A 23,737-nucleotide genomic window follows, 5' to 3' on the forward strand; every position below is an offset into this window, starting at 1 on the left:
TATACCAATAGGTGGGTTATTTCCAATAGTAACACGTTTCTTCTCCTCGCGATGAACCGTAGAGTTTCAGTCGATCAAAAACCAGAAAAAGTCCATTAATGGAAACTGACAACCTAGAGATCAATTGTACGGAACGCGGCACGGGTCACCCACTCGTATTCATCCATGGTGGTTGGTTGAGCGAAAAGATGTGGAGGAATCAAATCGAACGGTTTGAGAACAATTATCGCGTTATTACGTACGATATTCGTGGTCATGGACGGACTGGTGGGTCACCTAAATCGACCTATTCGATCGACCTTTTTGCCGAGGACCTGCGGTACTTACTCACTGATCTTTCTGCCGAGAGGCCTGTTCTTTGTGGACTCTCGCTCGGCGGCATGATTGCACAAAAGTATGCAACCCGATATCCGAACGATGTTTCGAGGATTGTTCTCGCGAATACGATTCAATCGTTCCCACCGCTCCCGCTAACACACACTCAAAAAGAATTGCTGTTTCCAACGATACAGCGCCACCTTACGCTGTCTGGATTAGGACCACAATCGTACTTTCGACTTTCATTTCCATTTTTCAAATTTTTAGAAGGACACCCATGGATATCACTTGACCAAGATACCCGGGATTACGTGTTACGGGACGTTGATCGAATACGCACCGACGAATTCGTGAAGATATTTGATGCGATGTACAATTGTGATTTGCGAAACGATATTCAGATAACTAATCCAACACTGGTGATTACTAGTGATCACGAGCATCATGCAGTCCACAAGCAAAACGTCCAAATTACGAAGAATATACGAAACAGTTCTCATATTGAGATCCCCAACGCAGGACATTTGGTGAATATGGACAATTCCAGCGTGTTCAATTCTGAGGTCAGCGATTTCATTTCTGGATTGTAACCGTCCTATTTAGTTTCCGTTTCGATTATTCTTGCATTTGTACATATATACACCAAAAACAGTCAAGGCCGTCAAATGCACTCAGTGCGTTGTTCAGCGATGATGGACTCTTCGAACTTCAGCCAGAGTCACCCGAGATGCTTCTGCCATTCGAGAAAATGGGCGTCGATACGTCGTGGGAGTTCCGCATGCCGAAGGCTGCGAATCCGGCGCTCAATTACGACAGCATTACCGATGTACTGCTCACGATTGACTACACGACACTCAATAGCTACGACTATCGTCAACAAGTCATTCAAGAACTCGGTCCCGAGACCAGTGCGCTTCGCGCATACAGTTTCCGAGACGCATTCCCTGATCAAGGAGAGCGGATACCGGCCACCGCGTCTGTGGCCGGAAACACGAGGTCAACTCTGTAGTTGACCTCCTTCGAGTGGGAGATTAGAATCCAACAGAGTCCACTCAGACGAGACTGAGATGACTAGGTAATTATCAAGTGGTGAGTCTGTATCTGTGTCTTGTTCTCCGTCTGCAACGTGATCTCTGGACCAAACAAGATGTTAGTTTGCTTGTGGGCCTATTCCACCGTCCGTTCTTGCCCAGTTGTTGCCAGTACGAGTACCGCCTCGATCTGAGATTTGAGATGTACAATACATTCATAATATCGAAATAGATCATGCTCCGTGCACAGAACACAGTAACAAATATTATAGTGGGTTCCGAGGTTCTGTCCGAGAATGAATTTCACCGAAAAATACGGCAAAGAGCTTCGGGATTTCACAGAACGGTTACTTACGTTCGAGACGACAAGTGGGAACGAAAAAGAAGCACAGGAGTGGCTATCGGATCGCCTAAACGAACTTGGGTTTGAAGTATACACGTGGACAGCAGACGCGGACAAATTAGCCGAGAGCCCAACGTTTCCGAATGCGGAAGCGATCGATGTTGACGAGCGCCCGAGCGTTGCAGGTGTACTCGAATTCGGTGACCCCGAAGCTGGTCCGACAATTATTCTAAACGGCCACATCGATGTCGTTCCTGTCGAGGAATCGGCGTGGGAAACAGATCCGTTCGAACCCACCTGGGATGATGATTCGCTTACGGCTCGTGGGGCGGTGGACATGAAAAGCAATCTAGCAGCATGTATTTTCGCTGCGAAATACACTCACGAGGTCGAGAATGATCTCGATGGACGCGTCGTAGTCGAAAGCGTTGTCGGCGAGGAGGAAGGTGGAATCGGTGCCGTCGCGGCAGCACTCTCAAATCCATATCCATTCAAGCGGGATGCTGCAATCATCACGGAGCCAACGGAATTGGACGTTGTGACGGCTGTCGAAGGAAGCGTAATGATGAATCTCGAAATCGAGGGACGGTCCGCTCACGCAGCTACTCGCTGGGAAGGTGAGTCGGTTCTTCCGCATTTCGAGCGGATTCGAACGGCGTTCCGCGAACTCGAGGCGGATCGCAATAAACGCGTCACTCACTCATTGTATGAGTCGTTCCCAATATCGTGGCCCGTGAATTTCGGAGCCGTCAATGCAGGGTCGTGGGCATCGAGTGTTCCTGCTCACCTATCGAGTGAGATTCGGATTGGCGTCGCACCCGGCGAGACAAACGATGAGGTCGAAACGGAGTTCCGAGACAAACTCAACACGGTCGTGACCAAAAGCGATTGGCTGTCGGAGCATCTGCCGACATTCGAGCGCAGAGCGATACAGTTCGAACCCGCCGAAATCGATGCGGATGAACGCATCGTTACCGCACTACAAACAGCAATGAGAAACCGAGGACTGAACGACACGGAGCCGCGTGGGGCGACGTACGGAGCCGATTCGCGTCACTACATTGCCGTCGGTATTCCGACCGTTCTTTTCGGAGCGGGATCCATCAAACAAGCCCACTTCCCCAACGAAACCATAGAATGGCCGGACGTCCTGACGGCAACGGGAGTGCTCGCCGACGCTACCGTGGAATTTCTATCCGCAGACGGGGACGAGTCGTAATCACAGCACATCCGGCAGACGGTCCCTTAAATCTAACAGTGAATGCGTCTTCTGCATAGCTAACCAGTTCGGCAGTCGCCATCGGACTCCGATACTCGTTGTACGTCACGATAGCTTCGTTGAGGATTGTAGAGGAGACCATTTGGTGTGCCACTGGATCTACACCCGGCAAATACTAAAGATGCACTTGGGAGGGAATACTTCCTTTATTGGTCGGGACACATTTCACAAGGGGTCGATTCCACCCTCAATTGGAGGGTCGGCCGGTACAGAGTACTGAGTATTCGTCATAGTAGTTCTCTCATAGGTGCCACTCACCTACTGCAAACCTGGGACATCCAACGAGCTAACGCTTATTCGTGTTGCGATTCAGTCTCAGATCATGAACTTGTTCAGTGACGTTGGACGAAAAGTCGAGAAAACGAAACAGGCGCTCACCGACGGCAAGCAGGCGGAGTACGTCTGTGTGTCCTGTGAAGAACTGGTGGACGAAGACTACGAATACTGTCCCCACTGTGGCGAGGAGACAGTTGAGCCGGTTACATGATTCTATCCGTATCTGATCACCACGGAGGATTGTGGCAAATGGGCGACCGGAACCGAAATCAGCCCGTAACTCCAAGCACAGTATTCACCCCCCTACAGGCCCCACACGGCAATGAGAGAGTATGGTCGAATTGATCTCTATTGGTGGGTTGTTTCTCGCTATCTTCCTCGTAATCATGAATGGGGTACTAGCGACAGTCGAGGACGGTGTGAGTAAGAACGTGTCGGAGCCAGCCCGATGGAAAATTACATGTGTTCCGGTCGTTAAGAGCGACCATGGTAGCTAAGAGCGACCGGCCGACGGAGAAGTCGATCAAACTGCCTCTTCCAGTCCCAGAGGGCAGACTCTTTCGGCATGCAGCAACTAGCGACATCCTCAATCTTCTCGCCGCAAGCCCACACACTGCGCTCAGTATTCGGGATCTCCGGCGAGTCACAGAGCACAGCGCAAGCAGTGTTACTGATGCCGTTGACTTGCTCGAAGCAACACATCTCGTCACGATCTCATACGATGGAAACTGCAAACTCGTTCAAATCAATCATGAACGGCTTTCACATCCGGGTGACCCAATCCTCGAGATTCCCCAAGCAGAGTTCCGTGACCCTGTCCGAACGCTTGTCGACCGAGTAACTGAGGAACTTTCCACCGTCCACGGGATCGTCCTATTCGGCAGTGTCGCTCGGGGCAAAGCCGATCGACGGAGTGATATCGACTGCTTCGTTCTCGTTGATGATGAGCAAGCACTCGCCCAACAGACAGCTCACGAAATAGCCTCAGAACTCAGTGACGAGCGCTTTGATGGTGACCGATTTAAATTCCAAGTCCTCGTTGAGTCCACAACCACTGCCCAGCGATATGGAGATCGATTACGCGAAATCTTCACAACTGGACTCACGCTCGTCGATTCCGAGTCACTGCAACAGCTCAAATCCGAGGTACTCACGAATGGACGATAGTTCCGTTGAAGACGCCCTCAATACAGCGGAGCAAGCCTTTCAGGATACACGCGGCCAATCGAGTGAAACGGATTTGGATGTGTCTGATGAAGCGCTCGTCCAACTCCGGAAAGCCTGCCGGTTGCTCGAAGCCGCACGAACGCTTCGGTCGCAAAACGGCTACTATACTGTCGTGATCGAAGCATTCTTCGTTGCTATCGAACGGAGTATCCAGTTCTATCTTTTCCATCAAGGACAGGCGGCAGGTGAGGATCTTCGGCACGAACATACAGCAGTGTACCAACGTGGCGCAGAAGTGAACCTCTTCAGCGAGTCATTTGCAGCCCGACTGATACAACTGTGGCAGCAAAATCGAGCAGAGGTTTACTATCGAGAAACGGTTGCCAGTGCAGAACAGGCTGATGCGATGCTTCAATTGGCAGAGGACCTCCATCGATATCTTCGTAAATTTGCATCGTTACGGCACGAATGCATCTGTTCGGATTACGACGACTGATTACACACGGACGATCTGCACCGTCGTGACGATGGTAATCCGGTAGTTGTTACACTGGCCAAATCAGTTCCGATTGATGGAACACTCTACTGACTCGAAACAAAAATTCTCCTCGGTATTAGGTCAAAAAAGTGGATCCCAGATTACCCAGATTACCGGGTGGGAAGATTTACACGAATCGACTCATAGAGAGTCGGTTCTAACCCGCTGTCCCGGTACCCTGCGGCAAGATTGACGTCTACGGCCCAGAACCGGTTCTCGTCGTCTTTGACGAAGTCGATTCCGACACCCCGAAGATCGAGTCGGGTGACCAGGGGGCGAAGACGCCGTGTAAGCGTCGGTTTAGGACGTACTTGGTTCAGGAATCGTTTGGGGCCGTGGAGCTTCGAGGTGACACGCTTGGCCGCCGTCTGGACTCTCGTTCCATCGTTGACGGCGTAGTACTTGTAATCAATGGGCTCCGAGTGGATCCGTTCTTGATAGAACCCTCCCTCCCCGTTCAGTTCAGGGTCGCCGTGCCAGATGTAGTAGGGTTTTGCGACGTACTCAAACTCGGGTTTCTCGAAGGTTATCCGAGGAGTACGAAGCCCGACCGTCTCAAGGGCTCGAAGCCCAATGAGCCGTGAACTCAACGCAATCGTTGCAACGAGATTGTTCCACAAAGGTGTCCCCGTTTGCCGTGCATACCTGAGAGTGGGGAGATTGAGTGGGAACACCTGCTTGTTGACGAGCAGAGTGAGATCGTCGATGTGGGTCGGAGAAAGCTCGGATCGCGGAGCGAAGAATCGAACTGTGTGTCCTACGTCCCGAAGTTGGTTGGCGACGGCAGTGAACACCGGCTGATCATCAGCACAGAGAATTCCGATCTCCTCCGCGTCGGCTACCTTCATAGCTAATAGATGTATGTTGGCAGAGAAGATAATTCTTTGATACAGTTTTGCACTAGCGGATTCGAACGCACGACACGACTGATTTCAGTCGTGGCAGAGCCATACAACGTGCAAAATATGCGCTCTGTAACTGTATTGACGCACCGCGTTACCGACCTGCTGTCACAAACGGCGTGCTGAATGAGCGTTGTCTCGGGGATTTACGAGCGCGGCGAAAAACGGCGTCCTCATCAAAAGTGGGCCAGACTTGGAAGCGATGGGGGATGTCGATACCGTTGCGTTCGATAAAACGGGAACACTCACGAAAGGCGAATTGACCGTAACGGACGTCATCCCGCTCGAAGGAACGTCTCGCAAAGAGGTATTGCGGACCGCACAGAGTCTCGAAGCACGGAGTGAACACCCCATTACAGCTGCAATTAGTGATGCGGGTACTGCCGAAGGTATCACCGAACGCTCAATCTCGAATTTCGAGAGTCTCACCGGCAAGGGCGTGACCGGAACCATCGACGGTGAGCAGTACTACATCGGCAAGCCGGAGCTGTTCGAGAACCTCGGTTTCGATCTCGGTCACGTCCATGTCGCAACAGATAGCGGAGTCGCGATAGCGACGGCGGAGTGTGACCACGGTCAGTATCTCGATTTGATGGAAGAAACAATACCAGGCCTCCAAAACGATGGAAAGACTGTTGTATTCGTTGGATCAGGAGATCGATTGCTCGGTCTCATCGCCGTGGCTGATGAGGTCCGACCGGGTGCACGCGAGACAGTCGAACAGCTCCACGAACACGGCATCGAGCGTGTCGTCATGCTGACCGGCGATAACGAGGGAACAGCACGAGCGATTGCCGAGCAGATCGATGTTGATGACTACCGAGTCGAACTCCTGCCGGACGAAAAAGTGCAGGTCGTCGAGGAGCTTATTGAACAGTCCAGTGGCGTCGCCATGGTTGGAGATGGAATCAACGATGCACCGGCACTCGCGACGTCGACAGTCGGAATTGCAATGGGTGCAGCGGGGACGGATACTGCTCTTGAGACGGCAGACATCGCTCTGCTGAGCGACGATCTCACCAAGTTGCCGTATCTCGCCGGGTTGTCCCAAACGGCAACGTCGGTGATTCGCCAGAACATCTGGGCAAGCCTCGGCATCAAAACGCTGCTTGCGATTGGGGTGCCGTTTGGCCTTGTGAACGTCATCGTGGCTGTCGTTGTCGGTGATATGGGGATGAGTATCGGTGTGACGGCGAATGCGATGCGACTCTCGCGGCTCAAACCCAGTCGGTTCTTCTGAGGATCTTTTGGCAGCTTGTATATCTCATCCGAACGACGCCAAACTCGACTCGGAATATTGCTCCAATTCCTGCTCGATATCCGATTCTCGCCACCCCAACGGCGACAATACACTCGCTGCTGCACGAACCAACAACTCCCGATAAAACCCGACATCATACTCGTCTGGACCCTCACTCGCCAACAGTACCCGCTCTCGCGACTGCTTCGCATCATCAACCACCACATACGACACACTCTGCCCAGGCGCACGCGCCAATCCTAATTCAGCCGCTCGCTCCAACGCCGCCACACTCCGGGTCAATTGCGTGTATTCCTCCCTCGTTTTCGAGACACGATTCGTGATCACCAACTCATTCGGATCAATCGCCCCACGCTCCAGTCGGTCAACCCACGGCCGCAGTTCCTCAGAAACCGCTTCCGGATCACGAGACGCATCCACCGCTCGAATCAACTTCTTCTGCGCTTCATCGATATACGACGGCGTACTCCGTTGTCGACACTCGATGCCCCGATATTTGTACTCGTCCTCCCCAGCGACCTTTCCGAAGTACTTCGTCAACGCACCAGCATCCGAATCACGCAACGGCACAAAGGAAATCCAGTCGTAGTGAGCTTCGTGTTCGAGCCGGATCTCCACCTCTTCAGAAATCTCGGATGCAAGCTTGGACAACGACGTTTGTTCCTCACCCTCAATCGGTGTCATCCACACGCTATCGACGATCCCATGCACAATCCGCCAGCCATGCTCCTCGAGCACAGCCTTCGTTTTCAACAGAATCTCCCGAGCATACGCGTTGATCGCCTCGTGACACTCGATCCGTCCGAACTTCGCATTCGAAAACCCCTGATAGCCAAAACATGAGACCAAAATCCACTTGATCGCACTGGATTGGCCTTTCAACTCATCGCGACGCTCTTCATCTTGAGTTTCCTGTATCTCGGCTTTGATCGCATCCCGATCGGCCTGGCATTCATATCGGATCTTCTCCGACTCGATTCGGTGGAAGGATGAGAGCAAATACTGATATGCCGCTTTGAGTAATCCTACAAGCGTTAACATACACCGTGGTAGGGCTCTGTGTTTAGCCCCTTCGTCTATATTCACTTGGGAGAACCGAATCGAACGAATGGAGACCCAACATCGCGTAACCGAACGCAAGCAGCATAATTCGATGTTCATCGCGGTGGGAACCAGCCGACGCCGATCAATTCTCACAACACTGCGTGATGAAGCGACACCAATGTCTGAACGAGAGCTCGCTCATAGGGTTGCGAGAAGTGATCGGAAAAACTCTAAAGCGAATGTTTCGCCCGAGAAAGTAGAAGCCACCCGAATTGATCTCCGCCACATTCAACTTCCGCTGTTAGAAGACAGTGGTCTCATCGAATGGGATCGAGAGCGAGAAACGACAACCACGACGAACCATAGAGCATTCGAAGATCCACAGTTTCAGCGACTTCTTGAAACAAAGCATGACGGGATAGACGAAGCATTGGCTGGACTCGCGCACAAACGTCGACGAATCCTCCTTGCTATCCTCCGAGCTGAAGGCGATCGAGCATCGATATCGAAGACGGCACTCGCTCAAAAGATATACCAGCGGGAGAACGATGAGACAGGACTTAGCCAAGCTGCGATCGATAGCATCTTGGTTTCATTGTCTCATAACCATCTGCCATGGCTCCATGATACCGACATCATCAAATACAATGCCGAAACAGGGCATGTCGCGTACACAAAGCATCAGGGGCTCGAAGAACTAATCTCGCTTCTTCAGCGGCCAACTAATTGGTTCGCCGAAAAATTGGATACGTTCATCGGAGGGTTGCTAACTACATATACGCAAACAAGCAAGCACACACGTGATCCCTTTGGCTGGCCGGTCTCTTGGGGGGACCCTTATTATGGCTAGATCACCGGAGTTATGGGCATTCATCGTGTCTAATGGGTTATTGTTTATCAGTGGGGCCATCTTATTGGTGTTGACTTCACTCGCATATTATCAGAATCCAAGATACACCTCGTATCGAGATGCTATGATCGGCTTTGGATTTATTGTTCTAGGTGGAACCCTCAGCCCCGTGTATCGACTTCTGATCCGTAGCGAGTATCATTTGAATAGCAGCCAGCGATTACTGCTCCAGTCTGGAGCAAATATCTTGGTAGCAATTGGGCTCGGATTGATTTTCTATGCAATCATCCATCATGACATCAAATCCCCATCTTCAGATGGTTCCGAGCCGCTCGAAACCCATCTCTATGAGTTTGATGAGCAGCAATATGATGACTAAGCAAGCCATTATGGATTTTGTCTCACTTCTTTGATCGCGTCAAGAAGGTCACTGATACGAACAACGGAATATTTGCACGATTTGATGCTGATTAATATTTTTATTTATCACATCATTTTGTATATTAGCGGTGTGTACGAATTGTCAACCGCGCAGTTCACATCCGTCTCAGTTACCGACCATCTGAGCACGTCGCCGTCGACGTAGTCGATTTTGTACACCATGACCTCATCCCCAATCGTTCAAGTCGTCCTCGACGTGATCGAGTCGATCCACTAAGTCGTCGATCTGGATCTGCTGTTCAATCAGGATCGAGATGAGGATCGGCGTCTCAACGAACAATGGCTTGTGAACCGTGCTGGGATCGGTATGCAGCTGTGCGTACTCTAGGAGTCGATCGAAAACCAACTGATCAGTCGGTCGAAGTGCTCGGCGATACTCGTCCCATCCCGTCGTGATGTGGCTAGTCTGGCTCATTGCAAGTAAACACGACTACCAAGATACCCTTAGGCAAGCCAGGGTCGCTTCCGAATATTCCAATAGATGAAATGTCGATGGAAATCAGTGGGAGTACTAGTCGTGCTGGCCACCAACTATGAAATAAGACTCGAGGTTCTGCTACCGTCAGTTTGGAGCGCATCAGTACGTCTCTATCCAGAACGTTCTCCACGAGGTGAGTCTCAAACAGATCCGGGAGTACCGGTCGTCAGTAGCCTAGTTGAATCGTTTCCGATTGGAGTTTCCGAAAACGCAGTTCCCACTAACGCTCACTCGGAGAAAGGCAAGGAAAGCCGATCGCAGGGCTCTCACAACCAGCCAGACCGTCAGCGTCGCATGATGGCGTCGGGAAATTGTCTTGACCAGCTGTGAGAGCGCAGTTAGAGCATCGGACGGAGTCATAAAACGCGTACCGGTAGCACAAATGCTGATTGTAGTAACCCACATACACAACCGACGGTATCAGTCAGCAGGCTCCGATACTTGCTCAATTTTGAAACGCAACTTGACTATCTGAATTCGATAAGTTATAGATAGCATTTTCAATTGTTATACAGTGATAATGAGAAACCTCTAGAGTAGCTATGCAGAACTCTTATGTACCTACATCCCATTTTATAGAATAGATTATGACAGAATATTATGATCTCATTCTCGGTTTGATCCCACTCGCCTTGATCGGTGTCACCGGCGCAGTCAGCGCTGCTGGACTTTCGCTGACAGCAGCCGTCCCAGTCGGTGCAACCGTCTCTGTCCTCCTGATTGGACATGCACTCTTCGTCAACGGACCCGTTGCTTCTGCTCCTGAATCGACATCAGCCGCCCCCTCTCTCCAAACTAACTCGGCGGACTAAGTTCTCACCTCTACAGTCTGGTTCTCAAGGGAAGTATTCGAGTATACTATTCATGGCCCATCGCACATTTTCATTCAATCGGGAGCGCCACTTCACCAAGTAGCGAGAGAAGTAGAGGAGCTAGTACATCATCGAAGCAAGTGCAGCGAAACAGAGTGACGTTGCGGTGCGATTCACGGTTAAAGATTATCTCGTTACCGTCCGAAGCAATAATACCGTCCTCATCTACGAACCGCTCAGGGCCTGACGACAACAGGAGAATCTCGATCCGAACCGCTATGACAGGATTTGAGAGTGAAACACAGACAGGTGGGAAAGGTTATCTCGCCGTGCTCCATGCGACCAGATACGATGATCGATGGTGTCGAAGAAGAGGTTGATATGCTTGGCCGGCATCTGGAGGTTCTTCAGATGGTTGTGAACAACAAACCGATCGGGATTGTGAAGATGTCGAATGAATTGGGCTATGACCATCACGAAATACGCTATTCGCTTCGAATACTCGAAGAAAATAACCTAATCGAGCCCACGAAACAGGGTGCAATTACAACTGATGAGACGGGATCATTCATTGAGAGCTTTGATGAGCAAATCGACGACATCAGAACCAGACTCACCGCAATGAAGGCTGGCGATTGACATCCTCCCCGCCCTAAAGGGCGAGGATTCCCCGAAGGGGATATTCAGGTTGCGCGTTTCCTCGGAGTTCAAGTACGCTTTCGCGTGACCCGTCGAAGGTTGCCACCGAGTTGTGAACAACGGTGTGCTTTTCAGCGCGTGTAGCCCTGTCAATGGGTCCTTCCTCCCTGTCAACTACAGACGTCAACGACGGCTAGTTATTCAACCAGCGAGGTAGCACGGTTCGACTCGCCCGAAGCGTTAGCCCGTGCATGGTTCACCCTCCCGTTGTGCGATATTCTCCGAAGCGTTCAGGTCGGCGTGTCGTCCACGACCGCACTCCGAACACGAAAAGTGGTCGCCATCACGGGTTCCCATCGAACCACACGCCGAACACCGCTGGCTGGTATGATACGCATCGACCTTCTCGACACGGATACCAGCACGTTCGGCTTTGTACGTGATGAACTGTTGGAGTTGGTGGAAGTGCCACGAGTGGACACCCGACCACGAACTGTTCTCGCGGATACCTTCGAGGTTTTCCATCCGAATGACGGGATTCTCGAACTGTTCCGCGAATGTAATGAGACGACGGGAGAGTTTGTGATTCAGGTCTTTGATTCGACGCTGTTCTTTGTCACCCACACAGTTGCGTGCGCGAAGCGCACCCGCTTCCGAAAGCGAATCGCGTAGGGAACGATATTTGCGTCGAACGTACTTCGCCTCACCACCCGACACCAGCATTGACTCACCTTCACCGTAGGCCGTCACAGCGAGGATGTGTCGTTCACCAATATCGACTCCGATGGGCGTCTCGCCCGACGTGTCGGGGTCGTACTTGATGTTGAACGTACAGTACCAGTCGTCGCCACGACGGTAGACCTGTAGCCGAGTTTTCTTTGCGTCACCCTCGACCAGTCGGTCTACGGGGTCAGCAATGTCGTCGTACACTTCGATAGGTGTATACCACCATTGGGAGACGCAAGGGAATCCGACGACGGCCGTACCGTTTTCGGTCGTGTCGATTTCCCAATTCTGGTTGTTGACGGCAAACGGTTGACTCTCTCGATAGCGAACCTCTCCGTCCTTGTTGTGGTCGGATTTCGCCTCTCGGATGGCTTGGTTCTGAATAGCCGAGTAAAGGTCGTTGTCGATGCTGGCTGTGGTCACGGACTTCCCGAAGTCACCATGCTCCCACCCGTCGATACAGAACTGTTTGGTGTCACGGTAGAGTCGAGTGGCGCGTTGACACTCTTTGCGCCGTGAGAGGGATGGGTTGTGGAACTTCGCGGTGACAGTCACCGTGACCATTACAATTGTAATTGAGTACGCTATCTTAAGAAAATATTGGAATATCAGGCCGTGCTATCGACGGTGGTTAGTGAAAGGTAGTGTCGGATTCATCCCCGCGCTAAAGCACGGGACTTTCTCCTCGAACTTCCGTAACGGGAGTAGTCTTGCGTCAGTGATCCATCTTGTACTGGTTACAAGCGAGGTCCCCTGATAGACAGTAACATGGCCAATAATTATTATAGATGGCTTCTCGAAGTCTTGAGTGTGGGGAAGGAGAATGTCCATTGTCGACACGTTCATCAAGCGGTACCGCTCGAAGGAGCCAGAAAAACTACTGTATGAATGCGTTGTTTGTGGAGAAACAGCCTCTGCGGCGACATCGCATATCGTCTGTCCCGAGTGTGGGGGCAAGCTCGAACGAATCGAACTGGTACGTCAAGCGTAGCTCTCACTCTCGAATCCCAAATTTTCCTGCTGACGCGTGCAGCAAGAGTGCTTAGTAATCAGTAAGCCGAAGCTTTCCTTCGACCTCATAGAGATGGCCCTTATTGTACAGCCGTTCGATGATATCTTCGGCAGTAGGCCGCTCGAGATTTTCTACCTCCTCCAAAATCGTATAGGCGTGGTTATATGTGAGTTCGCCCTCATCCGGGAGTCTCCTTGCGAGTGCATCAAGTGCGTCTTGCGCAAGTGGGGTGAGTGGTGATTTCCCATTTGGAACCATTCGTACTTTCAAATTTAACCACCTCACAGGTAAACCCTCGGTCAGGGTTGATTCGTGCCACTGGTTAGTTCATTGTGATAAGAGGAATGAGCACGCGATATGAGGGAGGATGGGTTTTGGGATGAACACAAGGCCCCCACATCACTTACTGAGATACGCTCACCGCATTCCATTCTTTGGACGCCATAGATAAAGACTTCAACCAACCAGAGTGGAAGTGAAACTGAAGACACGAAAGGGGATTCACGGCCCTAACGCTTCTCACCAACAACGTCGAGTCGAGAGCGCATTATCAAGACGAATCTTCTTAGGTTAGTATACTATACTAATCACCAATGCCCAACACAATCAAACGATCCGGCGATGGCTTGGCTCTCCAGGTCACAAAGCCTGCCCGAGCCGCTGGACTCGTCGAAGAGATTGACGAGGAAACCACCCGTCTTGCCAGTACCCGCGTATTCGCATTTGACGGTCTCCTTCTTGTGGTCGACATCGATCGAATCACAGACGAGAATATCGTCGAACTCGCAACGTCAGCCGCACTCGACACCGTCTCGATCCACCGCGTTGCAAACGCTTCATTCCAAATAGCGAGGAATGGTTATCAAGTCCAACTGCCGGGTGCTGCAGATGCAGGATTCCATGTTGGTGATCGAGCGCCCTGCACACCAGCACCAAATCTGCTCGTGATTGCAGCAGAAGGATCCAAACGAGTGGCGGCAGATATAGTAATGATTCGAAAAGAGCAGATCTGAGAGCGAACGTGCGTTAGTTAGTATAATATGCTAATCACGCCTCTTCGAGTACGTCATACAACAATCCCCGAAAGCACACCAGAGAAGAAATCCACTGGAGCAACTCGGAGGGAACTTCCGTACTCCTCTCGCGGTTGCACCAGCAAAAGAGCTTCCAGCGGTTAATCCCACGACAGATAACGCTCAGTGACCATCAAAGACAGATGGCACGAACGCTTACTCGTGGTGACGCTGATTCACGAGTAAGCACTCCTCCATTTCCATGTCGATAACGATGGCGAGCGAGCAAAACGCGAAATCGAGACCGAAGCGGTCGTGTTCGTCGTTGGCCAATACTTCGGGTTAGACACGAATAAGTCAGCGTTCTACCTCGCGGCTTGGAAGAAGAAGGGTCGCAAGACGCTACAGCGGGCAAGGTAATCAATCCTCTTGACGAGAGGCGGGAGAAGGTTCCGAATTGAACACTTAGGCTGAAGATGTAGCGTGCAGGAATGTTAACCAACAAGAGAGACCAAATCATGTTCTGTTAATTAAGGCTGTAGTGCTATGCTCGCTTCATCGGACGAGTGTCAGACCCCACCATTTCCACTAATCAAATGACAAGAGACACGATAGCGGCGACGACACTACACCCTCCCCCCATCATTTCCAGTAATACGGTAAAAGAACGTGTTGGGGGGCAATTGCCAAGAAAATTTCACTAGAATATCTCTTCTAGTAATTTATTGCTTCTTGATGCTACGTACTAGTAAATGAAATACAGTAATAAAGGTTTCTACTAAATAAGACTGATTCTAGACCGACGCCATGTTTTTCCGTATCTTTACTGGAAATGATGGGGGGAGGGTGTCGAGAAAAGGCGACTCACCGCCTTCTACTGATTCTCTTGTTTCGGGTCTTTACTGGAAACGATGGGGTGTGTCGAGTTTATAAACCCGCGTTTACTGGAAATACTGGAACCCTTTGGTCCACACTACGCGTTCCAACACAGCACGAATTTGCGGGAAGCGCCTCGAAGGGCGCTGTCGAACGCTATATCGCTGAACAGGAGGGCGACGACAAATGAAGCGCGTCAACACCTTCGAGGTCGTGCCACAGACCGAAAACGACAAAGAGTGCATCCTACGTCTACTCGATGCCTCCGCCTCCCTGTGGAACGAACTGACCTACGAACGTCGTCAGAACTACTTCGGTGACGGCGACGTGTGGGACACTTCTGAATACCGTGGACAGTACAACGGTGTCGTCGGAAGTGCGACTGTTCAACAGGTCACGCGCAAGAACAGCGAAGCGTGGCGGTCGTTCTTCGCCCTCAAGGAGAAAGGCGAGTATGCAAACCCACCGTCGTACTGGGGCAACGAGGAAGACGGACGCGAACTCCGTACCTACATCCGCAACAACCAGTATACGATTCAGTGGGGCAAGCGGTCGCGTCTTAAAATTCCTGTCGGACAAGAACTGAAAGACGAATACGGACTCGGCTACCACGAACGACTCCGCCTCGAAGTCCGAGGCAACCCGAAGTGGGACGGCAAACAGGGTCGTCTGGAACTTGAATACGACGAAGTTAGCGACACGTTCAGGGCTTTTCAACCAGTCACCGTACCTGATTCTCGACTGGATTCACCACTGGCATCTCACGAAGCCGCCCTCGACGTTGGCGCAAACAATCTCGTCGCTTGTTCCACGACTACTGGGAACCAGTACCTCTTCGACGGTCGGGAGTTGTTCGGACGGTTCCGTGAGACGACTGACGAAATCGCCCGCCTACAGTCGAGACTCCAAGAGGAACGCTACAGTTCTAAGCGGATTCGACGGCTGTACCGACAGCGGACAAAGCGTCGTGACCACGCACAGAACGCGCTGGTGCGCGACCTCGTTGAACGGCTGTACGACGAGGGTGTGGCGACGGTGTATGTGGGCGACTTGACTGACGTGCTGGAAACGCACTGGTCGGTCAGGGTGAACGAGAAGACGCACAACTTCTGGGCGTTCAAGAATTTCATCCACCGTCTCGCCTGTGTCTGTGAGCAGTACGGTATCAGCCTCGAAGCCGAGTCGGAAGCGTGGACGAGTCAGACGTGTCCCGAGTGTGGCGACCACGAGGAGACGGTTCGCCACGAGGATTCGCTGACGTGTCCGTGTGGATTCGAGGGGCACGCCGACCTCACAGCGTCAGAGACGTTCCTTCAAGAAAACAGCGATTGCAAAATCAGGTCGATGGCACGGCCCGTGCGATTCGAGTGGGACGACCACGATTGGTCGGGGAAACCACACCCTCATGAAAGTCCCAAAGAAGTGCGCACGAACCCGCAAGTTGCCTCCGTGGGTCGGTAGCCGAACCCCAAACGGAGGAATCCTCGCGCTTTAGCGCGGGGAGGATGTCAATGCCGATATACTGGAAATGGTGGGGTGACTCTCTGCCGTCATAGGTTCGAGTCTTTACTGGAAGTGACGGGGTACGAGTATCAGCATGAATGTAGTGTGCCTCTCGCTACACCCGTTCAACACTGATTTCGAGAGAATCCATTTAGTGGAAACGATGGGGGCTACATGGGATAGCGGAATATACACCCTCGGGTGGTTATACTGGAAATACTGGAAACGCCGGTCGAAACTATTATCTGGCATAATCGCTCATTCAATTGTATCATGAGTCCACGGTTTCAACCGGATGATACGCTTTATAAACGACGGAACACACTCAAAGTAGAGTACGTACCGAACGACATCGTCGGACGAGACAACGAAATCGAAGAGTACGAGGCCGCTCTACAGCCAATCATCAACGGGGAATATCCCGACAACATCTTCATCTATGGCAAAACTGGCGTCGGGAAGACCGCGGTGACGAACTTCCTGCTTAACGAACTACAAGATTCCGCGGAACACTTCGAGGTCGATATCTCACTCGTTACCGTCAACTGTGACGGCCTCAGCACGAGCTATCAGGCTGCGATCAGCCTGATAAACAATCTTCGAGAACCCGAGCATCACATCGCCGAAACCGGCCATCCGCAGTCGAAAGTCTATCGTCTCCTTTGGAACGAACTCAACAAACTCTCTGGCACCGTTATCATCGTCCTCGACGAAATCGACCACATTACGGACGACACATTTCTCTACCAAATCACGCGCGCAGACAACAACGGCTACATCGACAACATTCAGCTTGGTCTCATCGGCATCAGCAACGACTCGACGTTCCGGGAGCAACTCGACGCGAAGGTTCAGTCGTCACTCTGTGAAACCGAGATTTCGTTTCCACCGTACGGCACGGAAGAACTCCAGAAGGTTCTCGAACAGCGAGCCGAAATCGCGTTCCACGAAAATGCACTTGCAGACGGCGTGATTCCGCTCTGCGCCGCACTCGGTCGGCAGGATGGAGGTGACGCTCGAAGAGCAATCACGCTCCTTCGGAAAGCCGGTGATCTCGCTCGAACGGAGAACGCCGAGACCGTCACGACCGACCACGTCGAGCGTGCCCAAGAGAAACTCGAAGCACAGCAAAGCATGGACATCATGCGTGACCTCACGGAACACGAGCAACTCACGCTCTACGCCCTGACGACGCTCGCCGCCGAGAACGCCACCCCTGCTCGTTCACGCGTCGTTTACCAGCGCTACAAAAAACTGTGTGAGTTCCAAGGTCGAGACCCACGTACGGCTCGTCGGATGCGGAGCTTCCTCTCTGATTTCGAGATTCTCAATCTCACTCTCTCTCACATGGAGCACCGTGGCCAAGATGGTGGCACGTACCGCGAACACGAGATCAACCGCGATATTGCGACCGTCGTAGACGCCCTCCAGACTATTATCGGTGAATTCGGTGCGCACCAAAGCATCGTCGAATATCTCCCCGACTCCGGTGAGGAGTTTACCGCAATGTGAACGAGCCGCCCAACAGCCACCGAATTCCCTCTTTTTTCGAAATTGTCGTCTAAAAACCCGTGATAGTTGGAATCTGACTTAACCAACAGCACTAATCACATCCCTGTTTGTTGGTTAATAGGTCAACATCCGATGTCGTACTCACCAACACCTCCTCGGGAACTCGACGACGGCCTCGTCGAACGACTTGCCGACCAATCACCGGTACTGCTCCGTCATACCGCCCGATATGCTGAGGAACTCGCCGAATATCGAGAACGCGAAGCAAGACTGTCCGAACGGGACGACGATGAGAACCACGAGGAACGACCAGACGACTTACCGGACGACGTTCCCTCAAAGGCAACAATTACTGTGAAAGAAATCAACGACAACCGCTACTACTGGCAATGGCGTGAAGGGGACAAAATCCGTTCTAAATACAAAGGGCCAGTCAATTCCAATGAGTAGGCAAAACGCTACGCCAGCAATCACATCGCAGTTAGTAAAATTCCGATACAGACAGCAGATTGACTGAGGGAGGACGTGTGTAACGAAGAGCTCTGCTCCGAGAGCTGGAAAAATGGTCAAGCACCCTCATATGAGACTCTAATAGTAGCGATAGCACCAACTGGGAACTAACGCAGCTTTTCTAACTCAGCTACCTATTGTTCTTGAAAATTTGTTCTCAACGTCTCACTTTCCGTTTTAACTGTCGAGTAATTTGGGGCTGGATTATCTTTGGCAGTTACAATAGGTAACTCAACTACCTTTCCTACCTTACCTATTCTTACTACTTCAACTACCTCTTCTACTTCAGACACGCTACCTACAGTCGATTAGATAGTTCTCGAACTTATTCTCTAGTTCACAACCCAGTCACCTGAGTTTTCTACAATAGGTGACTTAGGTAGTGTGCTTAAGATAGCTAAGCCACCTATTGTAACTTGACTACCTACTTTGGATATCTTTTTGTTCTCTCAGTGGGATGGCTCTCTCAACCGTCGAGGCGAGTAGATACGATGCAATAGGTACCTATTCCAAACTAGGTGACTATTGGAACTCCGTGGTTCGGCGGCTGAGTCCACAATGACATCCAACGTAGACAACCCGCGTGCCGTGAGCGTGGTCATCTTGAAAGGTGGCGTCGGCAAATCAACGATTTCGATGAACCTCGCACGACAACTCACCGAATGCGGTCGTGTGCTGTTCGCAGACCTCGACCCGAATGGCCACGCCACCAACGGTCTCGGATTTGGTGAGGCCTATAGAGGCGACACGAATCTCGGCGATGTCATTCTCGACCAAGGGAGTGCGACTACTACTGACCTGATTCAAGAAACCGAGTTCGGATTTGACCTCCTCCCGTCCTCGAACACGCTCGAAGATGCCGAGAAAGACCTCGCAGGCGCACTTCAGGGCTCCGCACGGGTTAAAACGAAAATCGTCGACCCACTGCTCGGAGACCGATACGACTACATCGTGTTCGACTGCCCGGCCTACCCCGGAATGCTCAACAACAACGCGCTGGTCGCGTCGGGGAACGTGATGATTCCACTCGAACCCGGCTCCAGTTCCATCGGTGGCTACAAGCGAACGATGGAGCGACTTATCACTCCTTCCCAAGAGTACATCGACATCGACGTTCTCGCGCTCATCCCGAACAAACTTCGTGAGCGAATCGACCAACAAACTGAAGACCGCGAGTTGATTGAGAACCTGAACACTGCCGACGCAACGCAGGGGAAAATCCCAAACTTTGCGCGAATCACATCCGAGCAGTTCGATGCGATTGACAACGGTGAAATGCAACCACCGAAGCCCGGCATTCGATACAGTGCCTCCCTCTCTAAATCACTGAAAGAACAGCAACCACTGCTGGATTACGACCCCGAAAATAGCCAAATCGAGAACTTCGAGGAACTAGCGTCGATAGTCGTGAACGGTGGTGTCGATCGATGACTGACGCGAACCCATTCGACGACTTGAGCGAAGTCGAAAACGACGACTCAGGTCAGGAAACCTCCGAAACATCGACCGAATCCGCATCAAATCCGCTGGAGGAGCCTGCTCAATCGTCGGAGACAACTTCAACCCAGTCTACGCAGTTACCGGAATCATCTCCAGACGAATCAACCACGATATCTGGCCCGTCTTTCGAATATTCGGAAGTTCGTCAGCGTCCCTTGTACGCTCGCGGTGAGACGTGGGACGAGTTGGAAGATGCTATTGGGATTACTGTTGTCCCCGAACTCCGGCGGCAAGGCATCCGAGATGAAGAGAAACGTGAAATCCACGACGCTGTTCTCACACTCGCCGTAGAAGAACCCGAGCGACTCGTCGAAATCATCGCCGAGCGACGGCAACAATCGTAGCGGGAGATTTCAAAAGCGGCTACGGCGAAGGCGAACCAACTCGAAGCTGAGCTCGAAGACGATGGCGAATCGTCGAACACCGCTGGCCTGCCGGGTGACGTCGATCCGGCTACGTCCCCGCTGGATCTGTACGCAAACTGCTCGCCGTATCAAGTGAAAAAGCGGCTCGTGGACGAAAAGAACAAAAAGAACTCGTGGCGTGCGGTGACGGCCGCCCGGCGATGGGACGAGTTCACTACAAGCCGGAAATACGGCTCGGGCATCTTCTGGACGCGGGCAGATTTGAAGGAAGCAACCACTGCCATCGATGGCGAGAAACCGCACGGGACGACGATCACTCGCGTGTGGGACGCGCTCGTCGAACTCGGTGGGTCGGACGTGGTGAAGAAAGAACGTCGAGTGAGCCAGAAGCAGGAGAAAGTTAAGATCGTGGCAATGGACATGGCCACAGCAGATGGGCTGAACGAGATGCGGTATCACGAGTTCGATCTACTTGAGGATGGCACGGTCACGGGTGTGACTCAACATTCCCGTGATGACTTGTTGAATAGGGCCGCGTTCGTGTGTTCGAGGGCGTCTCTGTATAGGCCAGCTATCGGTCTAGGAGCCGTGCGGGTCTGCCGATTCGTTATCAGTTAGGAGTCTGCGATTTGCTCGTTGTTCTCATTGAGGGTTCTTGCGACCGATACAGTAGACGAGACTAACAGCTTCAATGCATAGTGGAGTGATAGTCAGAAAGTAAGGACGTATCGAATACGCTTTCAACCAGATCTTCTTATCAGACGACCATCCGAACAACGGCCTCGACTGAGTCTCCCGCTAACTAATCAACACGAGGAAAACGAACCAGTCGTTCATCTCCAGTCTCCCGATCCGTTTGGTCGTCATTTGTCGAGTCTGGGAGCGCCTCAATGGGCTACGCGGGTGGGTCAGCATCAGCACCAAACCCACTCCCATACGCCTCAACAACTTCTGTAACAGTAACTTCGTACGCGTCGTACCACTCAGTCCACCGCTGTTTTGCCTGCTTGTGGTCCGAATCCGCTCCAAATGACCCCAGTGCATCCAGTGACTTCCAGTAGTAGATGACGAGAACCTCCTCACTCTCTTGGGCGTTCCACGTGCGTTTACCGAGATACCCGTCTGTGTCTTCGGCAGTCGCTTGTATCGCGTCGTTCAATTTGTGAAACTCCTCATCGTACTCTCCCGGATCAAGGCGAAACGTGACAAGATACATTATTCCTTACTCACTCATTCGGTTAGTCTCCAGTAAACACTTCAAGCGTCTCTTCAGTAACGCCAGATCGCGAATGAACCGTGACAAAATCGTCCTCTTTGATGAGCGTCTCTCCCGTTGGCGTAATAGTTCCCTCTTCGCGGTTAATTCGGACGACCAGTACGTCGGAGGGTACAAGCCCCTCCTCGTTTGCTTCTTGGAGCGTTTTCCCAGCGATTGGCGCTTTTTCTCTAACAATAACTTCAACGACATCGGCGTCGCCAGCAAGTCCCGCAACACCAGTAACCGGTGAAGCCAATTCTTCATCACGGGGGGCGAATGAGGCGTAGGGACGAAAATACTCCCGATGGATCAGATCCTCGTCGTCGATCTCGATACCGAGTGACGTAATTCCCTGTGCGATTCGTGTGAGATCGTCGGTGTCCGACCCAACGACCGTAATCCGGAGATCACCTTTGCCGGACATGATCTCTCGAACGTTTATCACGCCAGGAACATCGAGGACACGTTGGGCCATTTCCTCTCGGTCACGAGACCCCGTACTGCAGACGTAATGGTTCGTGAGCCGTCCGCCAACCTTCTGATAATCAATATCAGTATGATATCCTCGGATTACGCCCGCTTCTTCAAGTCGGCGAATTCGATTCCGCACGGTCGGTGCTGAGACGTCGACTTTCTCCGCGATATCGGGAGCAGACGTATGACGGGCTTCTTGTGACAGATAATACAGGATTCGTTCGTCGATGGTATCGATCTGAAGGGACATATTTATAGTAACAGATTGACTCCGTATCGCCTTTTAAGTTATCACTAGTCGTCTGATTGATTTCTAGTCTCTTCTCCAATCTTAGCAAGATTTTGACCGCCGGAATCCTCGTCATATCCGCAGTAGAGTTCTTAACACGCGGTACAAACGATTAGAAGACATATCATCTTCTAATTATTGAATCGTTCGTAAAAACGGTGGATATTTATCTTTTCGTAATATCCTACCTATATGGCCGTACTGTTCACGCTCACTGCACCGTCAATTGGGACGGGCTCACGAATTAGACCGGAGAGCGCACCCGTCCGCCAGTGTGCTTCTGTCATCGTGAATCTGTTTGAACTGTATTCATGGCGGGTTTCATCTGGTTCGCTTCGTGAGCCGGACGATCGCTATGCTTCCGAAACGATGGTGATGTGAATATGAGTGACCCAAATGATGAACCAGAGGTACAGGATACTCTCCCCAAGGCGCTGATTCAACGGATTGATTCGTTAGAACTTCCTGAGCTGAAAGCCGTTCTCTCGTACGTCGAGCGCCGTATTGACGCGCTTCGTACCCCAATCGAAGAGGAAATCGAAGCGACCGCAGCTGGGGAAGTCCTCCAGATCAAGAACCACGATGCGTACGCACTCGTGCGTAAGCATCCGCCGGATCCGGATGGTTCCGGCGCTAACACGGATATCGTCTCACTGTATCACGTCCATCGGGAACCGCAGCTGGATGGCACAGAATCACTGCACTGGGCATATCTCGGAGACGTCCATAATTCGGAGCAAATTCGCTGTGATTCCTGCGGGGGCCACCTCGATAAAAATGCGACAGTTTGCCCCCATTGTGGCAGTGAGAATGTTCACCAGTCTGAGACGGAGGAGTAAGACATGCCAGACGCACTTATGAAGCATCTCGTCGTCCCGGTTGTGGACGAAGAGGATGCACGTGAAACGGCGCGAATACTCGATAACTGTGAATACGGCCGTGTAACCGTCGTCCACGTAATCGAGAAAGGAGAAGGAGTCCCTGATAAAATCCCTCTCGAACAGGCTGAACAACGAGCTTCGGAGGCATTTGGTGCGTTTCGTGGATTCATCCCGGAGATTGACACCGAAACTGTATACCGTAGAAACGTCGTTGCTGCGATCCTCGACGTCGCAGCGGATGTGGATGCCAGTGCTATCGCGTTTCGTCCTCGCCGTGGGAATCGTCTCGTTCAGTTTTTGTCCGGTGATACGGCGCTCAAGCTGGCCACAGACGCGGACCGGCCGGTCATTGCGCTTCCAGAAGAGACTGAAAACGAATGATCGGAGAGTTAATTTGAATATGCATACACGTAGCGACGCGCATGGCGAAGGTGGACAT

Annotated in this window: 28 protein-coding genes and 2 pseudogenes; 22 read left to right on the top strand and 8 right to left on the bottom strand. The window is 51.8% G+C overall.

Going from position 1 to position 23,737, the window contains the following annotated elements; all coding sequences use genetic code 11:
* Nucleotides 1-98 precede the first annotated feature (98 nt).
* From BW974_RS15815 to BW974_RS15840, 6 genes are all read left to right on the top strand, one after another.
* A complete protein-coding gene (locus BW974_RS15815; RefSeq protein WP_076431210.1) occupies nt 99-908 on the top strand; it encodes an alpha/beta fold hydrolase in 810 nt (269 codons plus the stop codon).
* 47 nt (nt 909-955) lie between these two features.
* Nucleotides 956-1,327: a Tc toxin subunit A-related protein gene (locus BW974_RS15820; RefSeq protein ID WP_281247708.1), complete on the top strand. Its 372-nt coding sequence runs from the start codon at nt 956-958 to the stop codon at nt 1,325-1,327.
* Between the two features lie 318 nt (nt 1,328-1,645).
* On the top strand, nt 1,646-2,911 hold the full coding sequence (locus BW974_RS15825; protein WP_076431212.1) for an ArgE/DapE family deacylase: 1,266 nt from the start codon (nt 1,646-1,648) through the stop codon (nt 2,909-2,911).
* A gap of 382 nt (nt 2,912-3,293) precedes the next feature.
* Entirely contained in the window at nt 3,294-3,458 is a 165-nt protein-coding gene (locus tag BW974_RS24750) for a zinc-ribbon domain-containing protein (protein WP_139328894.1), read from the top strand.
* 275 nt (nt 3,459-3,733) lie between these two features.
* Nucleotides 3,734-4,414: a nucleotidyltransferase domain-containing protein gene (locus BW974_RS15835; protein WP_076431213.1), complete on the top strand. Its 681-nt coding sequence runs from the start codon at nt 3,734-3,736 to the stop codon at nt 4,412-4,414.
* The gene (locus tag BW974_RS15840) at nt 4,404-4,910 is read left to right on the top strand and encodes a DUF8154 family protein (RefSeq protein ID WP_076431214.1); all 507 of its coding nucleotides are present in this window, start codon (nt 4,404-4,406) and stop codon (nt 4,908-4,910) included. The genes BW974_RS15835 and BW974_RS15840 overlap by 11 nt, the downstream gene beginning before the upstream one ends.
* 152 nt (nt 4,911-5,062) lie before the next feature.
* On the opposite strand, the gene BW974_RS26565 is transcribed toward BW974_RS15840, so the two are convergent.
* On the bottom strand, nt 5,063-5,800 hold the full coding sequence (locus BW974_RS26565) for an ATP-grasp domain-containing protein (RefSeq protein ID WP_245800142.1): 738 nt from the start codon (nt 5,798-5,800) through the stop codon (nt 5,063-5,065).
* Nucleotides 5,801-5,996: 196 nt separating this feature from the next.
* Between BW974_RS26565 and BW974_RS15850 the strand changes: the two are divergent.
* Nucleotides 5,997-7,094: pseudogene (locus BW974_RS15850) on the top strand (heavy metal translocating P-type ATPase); the annotation flags it as partial.
* A gap of 24 nt (nt 7,095-7,118) precedes the next feature.
* Here the strand turns inward: BW974_RS15850 and BW974_RS15855 are convergent.
* The gene (locus BW974_RS15855; protein ID WP_245800144.1) at nt 7,119-8,156 is read right to left on the bottom strand and encodes a DNA polymerase domain-containing protein; all 1,038 of its coding nucleotides are present in this window, start codon (nt 8,154-8,156) and stop codon (nt 7,119-7,121) included.
* Nucleotides 8,157-8,223: 67 nt separating this feature from the next.
* Here BW974_RS15855 and BW974_RS15860 point away from each other — a divergent pair, with 67 nt between their 5' ends.
* Together BW974_RS15860 and BW974_RS15865 are read left to right on the top strand one after the other, a co-directional pair.
* Entirely contained in the window at nt 8,224-9,009 is a 786-nt protein-coding gene (locus BW974_RS15860; RefSeq protein WP_076431216.1) for a DUF7344 domain-containing protein, read from the top strand.
* Entirely contained in the window at nt 9,002-9,388 is a 387-nt protein-coding gene (locus BW974_RS15865; RefSeq protein ID WP_139328895.1) for a hypothetical protein, read from the top strand. The genes BW974_RS15860 and BW974_RS15865 overlap by 8 nt, the downstream gene beginning before the upstream one ends.
* Before the next feature lie 228 nt (nt 9,389-9,616).
* On the opposite strand, the gene BW974_RS15870 is transcribed toward BW974_RS15865, so the two are convergent.
* Nucleotides 9,617-9,865 (bottom strand): DUF8156 family protein, encoded by a 249-nt coding sequence (locus tag BW974_RS15870; protein WP_076431218.1) that lies wholly within the window; start codon nt 9,863-9,865, stop codon nt 9,617-9,619.
* Between the two features lie 650 nt (nt 9,866-10,515).
* Between BW974_RS15870 and BW974_RS26570 the strand changes: the two genes are divergently transcribed.
* Nucleotides 10,516-10,740, top strand: coding sequence for a DUF8015 family protein (locus BW974_RS26570; protein ID WP_076431219.1), 225 nt, complete (start codon nt 10,516-10,518; stop codon nt 10,738-10,740).
* A gap of 351 nt (nt 10,741-11,091) precedes the next feature.
* Entirely contained in the window at nt 11,092-11,379 is a 288-nt protein-coding gene (locus tag BW974_RS15880) for a hypothetical protein (RefSeq protein WP_076431220.1), read from the top strand.
* 240 nt (nt 11,380-11,619) lie between these two features.
* Here the strand turns inward: BW974_RS15880 and BW974_RS15890 are convergent, their stop codons facing one another.
* Nucleotides 11,620-12,669, bottom strand: a complete 1,050-nt coding sequence (locus BW974_RS15890; RefSeq protein WP_076431222.1) for an RNA-guided endonuclease TnpB family protein — start codon at nt 12,667-12,669, stop codon at nt 11,620-11,622.
* Nucleotides 12,670-12,928: 259 nt separating this feature from the next.
* On the opposite strand from BW974_RS15890, the gene BW974_RS27205 reads away from it, so the two are divergent.
* Nucleotides 12,929-13,096 (top strand): rubrerythrin-like domain-containing protein, encoded by a 168-nt coding sequence (locus BW974_RS27205; protein ID WP_139328896.1) that lies wholly within the window; start codon nt 12,929-12,931, stop codon nt 13,094-13,096.
* Nucleotides 13,097-13,147: 51 nt separating this feature from the next.
* Here the strand turns inward: BW974_RS27205 and BW974_RS15900 are convergent, their stop codons facing one another.
* Complete coding sequence (locus BW974_RS15900; protein ID WP_076431224.1) at nt 13,148-13,375, bottom strand: hypothetical protein; 228 nt, start codon at nt 13,373-13,375, stop codon at nt 13,148-13,150.
* A 335-nt stretch (nt 13,376-13,710) separates the two neighbouring features.
* Here BW974_RS15900 and BW974_RS15905 point away from each other — a divergent pair, with 335 nt between their 5' ends.
* The 5 genes and pseudogenes from BW974_RS15905 to BW974_RS15925 all read left to right on the top strand — a co-directional run bounded on the left by BW974_RS15905 (nt 13,711) and on the right by BW974_RS15925 (nt 18,471).
* A complete protein-coding gene (locus tag BW974_RS15905) occupies nt 13,711-14,130 on the top strand; it encodes a hypothetical protein (RefSeq protein WP_076431225.1) in 420 nt (139 codons plus the stop codon).
* 219 nt (nt 14,131-14,349) lie between these two features.
* A pseudogene (locus BW974_RS27110) lies at nt 14,350-14,550 on the top strand (DUF955 domain-containing protein); the annotation flags it as partial.
* A gap of 642 nt (nt 14,551-15,192) precedes the next feature.
* Nucleotides 15,193-16,467 carry an RNA-guided endonuclease InsQ/TnpB family protein gene (locus BW974_RS15915; protein WP_076431227.1) on the top strand — a complete coding sequence of 425 codons (1,275 nt, stop codon included), beginning with the start codon at nt 15,193-15,195 and terminating at the stop codon, nt 16,465-16,467.
* A 315-nt stretch (nt 16,468-16,782) separates the two neighbouring features.
* Nucleotides 16,783-18,021, top strand: coding sequence for an orc1/cdc6 family replication initiation protein (locus BW974_RS15920; protein ID WP_076431228.1), 1,239 nt, complete (start codon nt 16,783-16,785; stop codon nt 18,019-18,021).
* A 132-nt stretch (nt 18,022-18,153) separates the two neighbouring features.
* A complete protein-coding gene (locus BW974_RS15925) occupies nt 18,154-18,471 on the top strand; it encodes a hypothetical protein (protein ID WP_076431229.1) in 318 nt (105 codons plus the stop codon).
* 194 nt (nt 18,472-18,665) lie between these two features.
* On the opposite strand, the gene BW974_RS25780 is transcribed toward BW974_RS15925, so the two are convergent.
* A complete protein-coding gene (locus tag BW974_RS25780) occupies nt 18,666-18,824 on the bottom strand; it encodes a hypothetical protein (protein WP_175609715.1) in 159 nt (52 codons plus the stop codon).
* 265 nt (nt 18,825-19,089) lie between these two features.
* Between BW974_RS25780 and BW974_RS15930 the strand changes: the two genes are divergently transcribed.
* The 3 genes from BW974_RS15930 to BW974_RS15940 all read left to right on the top strand — a co-directional run bounded on the left by BW974_RS15930 (nt 19,090) and on the right by BW974_RS15940 (nt 21,014).
* Nucleotides 19,090-19,962, top strand: coding sequence for a ParA family protein (locus BW974_RS15930; RefSeq protein ID WP_084186321.1), 873 nt, complete (start codon nt 19,090-19,092; stop codon nt 19,960-19,962).
* Complete coding sequence (locus BW974_RS15935) at nt 19,959-20,375, top strand: DUF7970 domain-containing protein (protein WP_076431230.1); 417 nt, start codon at nt 19,959-19,961, stop codon at nt 20,373-20,375. The genes BW974_RS15930 and BW974_RS15935 overlap by 4 nt, the downstream gene beginning before the upstream one ends.
* 168 nt (nt 20,376-20,543) lie before the next feature.
* Complete coding sequence (locus BW974_RS15940) at nt 20,544-21,014, top strand: hypothetical protein (protein ID WP_139328897.1); 471 nt, start codon at nt 20,544-20,546, stop codon at nt 21,012-21,014.
* A gap of 277 nt (nt 21,015-21,291) precedes the next feature.
* On the opposite strand, the gene BW974_RS15945 is transcribed toward BW974_RS15940, so the two are convergent.
* Both BW974_RS15945 and BW974_RS15950 read right to left on the bottom strand, forming a co-directional pair.
* Nucleotides 21,292-21,612 (bottom strand): antibiotic biosynthesis monooxygenase family protein, encoded by a 321-nt coding sequence (locus BW974_RS15945; RefSeq protein ID WP_076431232.1) that lies wholly within the window; start codon nt 21,610-21,612, stop codon nt 21,292-21,294.
* 22 nt (nt 21,613-21,634) lie between these two features.
* Nucleotides 21,635-22,378 carry an Lrp/AsnC family transcriptional regulator gene (locus tag BW974_RS15950; RefSeq protein WP_076431233.1) on the bottom strand — a complete coding sequence of 248 codons (744 nt, stop codon included), beginning with the start codon at nt 22,376-22,378 and terminating at the stop codon, nt 21,635-21,637.
* A gap of 422 nt (nt 22,379-22,800) precedes the next feature.
* On the opposite strand from BW974_RS15950, the gene BW974_RS15960 reads away from it, so the two are divergent.
* Together BW974_RS15960 and BW974_RS15965 are read left to right on the top strand one after the other, a co-directional pair.
* Nucleotides 22,801-23,256 (top strand): zinc ribbon domain-containing protein, encoded by a 456-nt coding sequence (locus BW974_RS15960; RefSeq protein ID WP_076431235.1) that lies wholly within the window; start codon nt 22,801-22,803, stop codon nt 23,254-23,256.
* A gap of 3 nt (nt 23,257-23,259) precedes the next feature.
* Entirely contained in the window at nt 23,260-23,679 is a 420-nt protein-coding gene (locus tag BW974_RS15965; RefSeq protein WP_076431236.1) for a universal stress protein, read from the top strand.
* The last annotated feature ends 58 nt before the right edge of the window (nt 23,680-23,737 follow it).

The organism is Haladaptatus litoreus (genome assembly GCF_900156425.1).
GTDB lineage: Archaea > Halobacteriota > Halobacteria > Halobacteriales > Haladaptataceae > Haladaptatus > Haladaptatus litoreus.

Bases quoted from the DNA above. Each gene is read 5' to 3' on its own strand.
- BW974_RS15950 (WP_076431233.1), bottom strand. From the start codon at position 22,378: ATGTCCCTTCAGATCGATACCATCGACGAACGAATCCTGTATTATCTG.
- BW974_RS15865 (WP_139328895.1), top strand. From the start codon at position 9,002: ATGGCTAGATCACCGGAGTTATGGGCATTCATCGTGTCTAATGGGTTA.
- BW974_RS15835 (WP_076431213.1), top strand. From the start codon at position 3,734: ATGGTAGCTAAGAGCGACCGGCCGACGGAGAAGTCGATCAAACTGCCT.
- BW974_RS27205 (WP_139328896.1), top strand. From the start codon at position 12,929: ATGTCCATTGTCGACACGTTCATCAAGCGGTACCGCTCGAAGGAGCCA.
- BW974_RS15815 (WP_076431210.1), top strand. From the start codon at position 99: ATGGAAACTGACAACCTAGAGATCAATTGTACGGAACGCGGCACGGGT.
- BW974_RS15870 (WP_076431218.1), bottom strand. From the start codon at position 9,865: ATGAGCCAGACTAGCCACATCACGACGGGATGGGACGAGTATCGCCGA.
- BW974_RS15915 (WP_076431227.1), top strand. From the start codon at position 15,193: ATGAAGCGCGTCAACACCTTCGAGGTCGTGCCACAGACCGAAAACGAC.
- BW974_RS15890 (WP_076431222.1), bottom strand. From the start codon at position 12,669: ATGGTCACGGTGACTGTCACCGCGAAGTTCCACAACCCATCCCTCTCA.
- BW974_RS15945 (WP_076431232.1), bottom strand. From the start codon at position 21,612: ATGTATCTTGTCACGTTTCGCCTTGATCCGGGAGAGTACGATGAGGAG.
- BW974_RS15880 (WP_076431220.1), top strand. From the start codon at position 11,092: ATGATCGATGGTGTCGAAGAAGAGGTTGATATGCTTGGCCGGCATCTG.
- BW974_RS15905 (WP_076431225.1), top strand. From the start codon at position 13,711: ATGCCCAACACAATCAAACGATCCGGCGATGGCTTGGCTCTCCAGGTC.
- BW974_RS24750 (WP_139328894.1), top strand. From the start codon at position 3,294: ATGAACTTGTTCAGTGACGTTGGACGAAAAGTCGAGAAAACGAAACAG.
- BW974_RS15855 (WP_245800144.1), bottom strand. From the start codon at position 8,156: ATGTTAACGCTTGTAGGATTACTCAAAGCGGCATATCAGTATTTGCTC.
- BW974_RS26565 (WP_245800142.1), bottom strand. From the start codon at position 5,800: ATGAAGGTAGCCGACGCGGAGGAGATCGGAATTCTCTGTGCTGATGAT.
- BW974_RS15900 (WP_076431224.1), bottom strand. From the start codon at position 13,375: ATGGTTCCAAATGGGAAATCACCACTCACCCCACTTGCGCAAGACGCA.
- BW974_RS26570 (WP_076431219.1), top strand. From the start codon at position 10,516: ATGACAGAATATTATGATCTCATTCTCGGTTTGATCCCACTCGCCTTG.
- BW974_RS15920 (WP_076431228.1), top strand. From the start codon at position 16,783: ATGAGTCCACGGTTTCAACCGGATGATACGCTTTATAAACGACGGAAC.
- BW974_RS15925 (WP_076431229.1), top strand. From the start codon at position 18,154: ATGTCGTACTCACCAACACCTCCTCGGGAACTCGACGACGGCCTCGTC.
- BW974_RS15960 (WP_076431235.1), top strand. From the start codon at position 22,801: ATGAGTGACCCAAATGATGAACCAGAGGTACAGGATACTCTCCCCAAG.
- BW974_RS15965 (WP_076431236.1), top strand. From the start codon at position 23,260: ATGCCAGACGCACTTATGAAGCATCTCGTCGTCCCGGTTGTGGACGAA.
- BW974_RS15860 (WP_076431216.1), top strand. From the start codon at position 8,224: ATGGAGACCCAACATCGCGTAACCGAACGCAAGCAGCATAATTCGATG.
- BW974_RS15935 (WP_076431230.1), top strand. From the start codon at position 19,959: ATGACTGACGCGAACCCATTCGACGACTTGAGCGAAGTCGAAAACGAC.
- BW974_RS15840 (WP_076431214.1), top strand. From the start codon at position 4,404: ATGGACGATAGTTCCGTTGAAGACGCCCTCAATACAGCGGAGCAAGCC.
- BW974_RS15930 (WP_084186321.1), top strand. From the start codon at position 19,090: ATGACATCCAACGTAGACAACCCGCGTGCCGTGAGCGTGGTCATCTTG.
- BW974_RS15825 (WP_076431212.1), top strand. From the start codon at position 1,646: ATGAATTTCACCGAAAAATACGGCAAAGAGCTTCGGGATTTCACAGAA.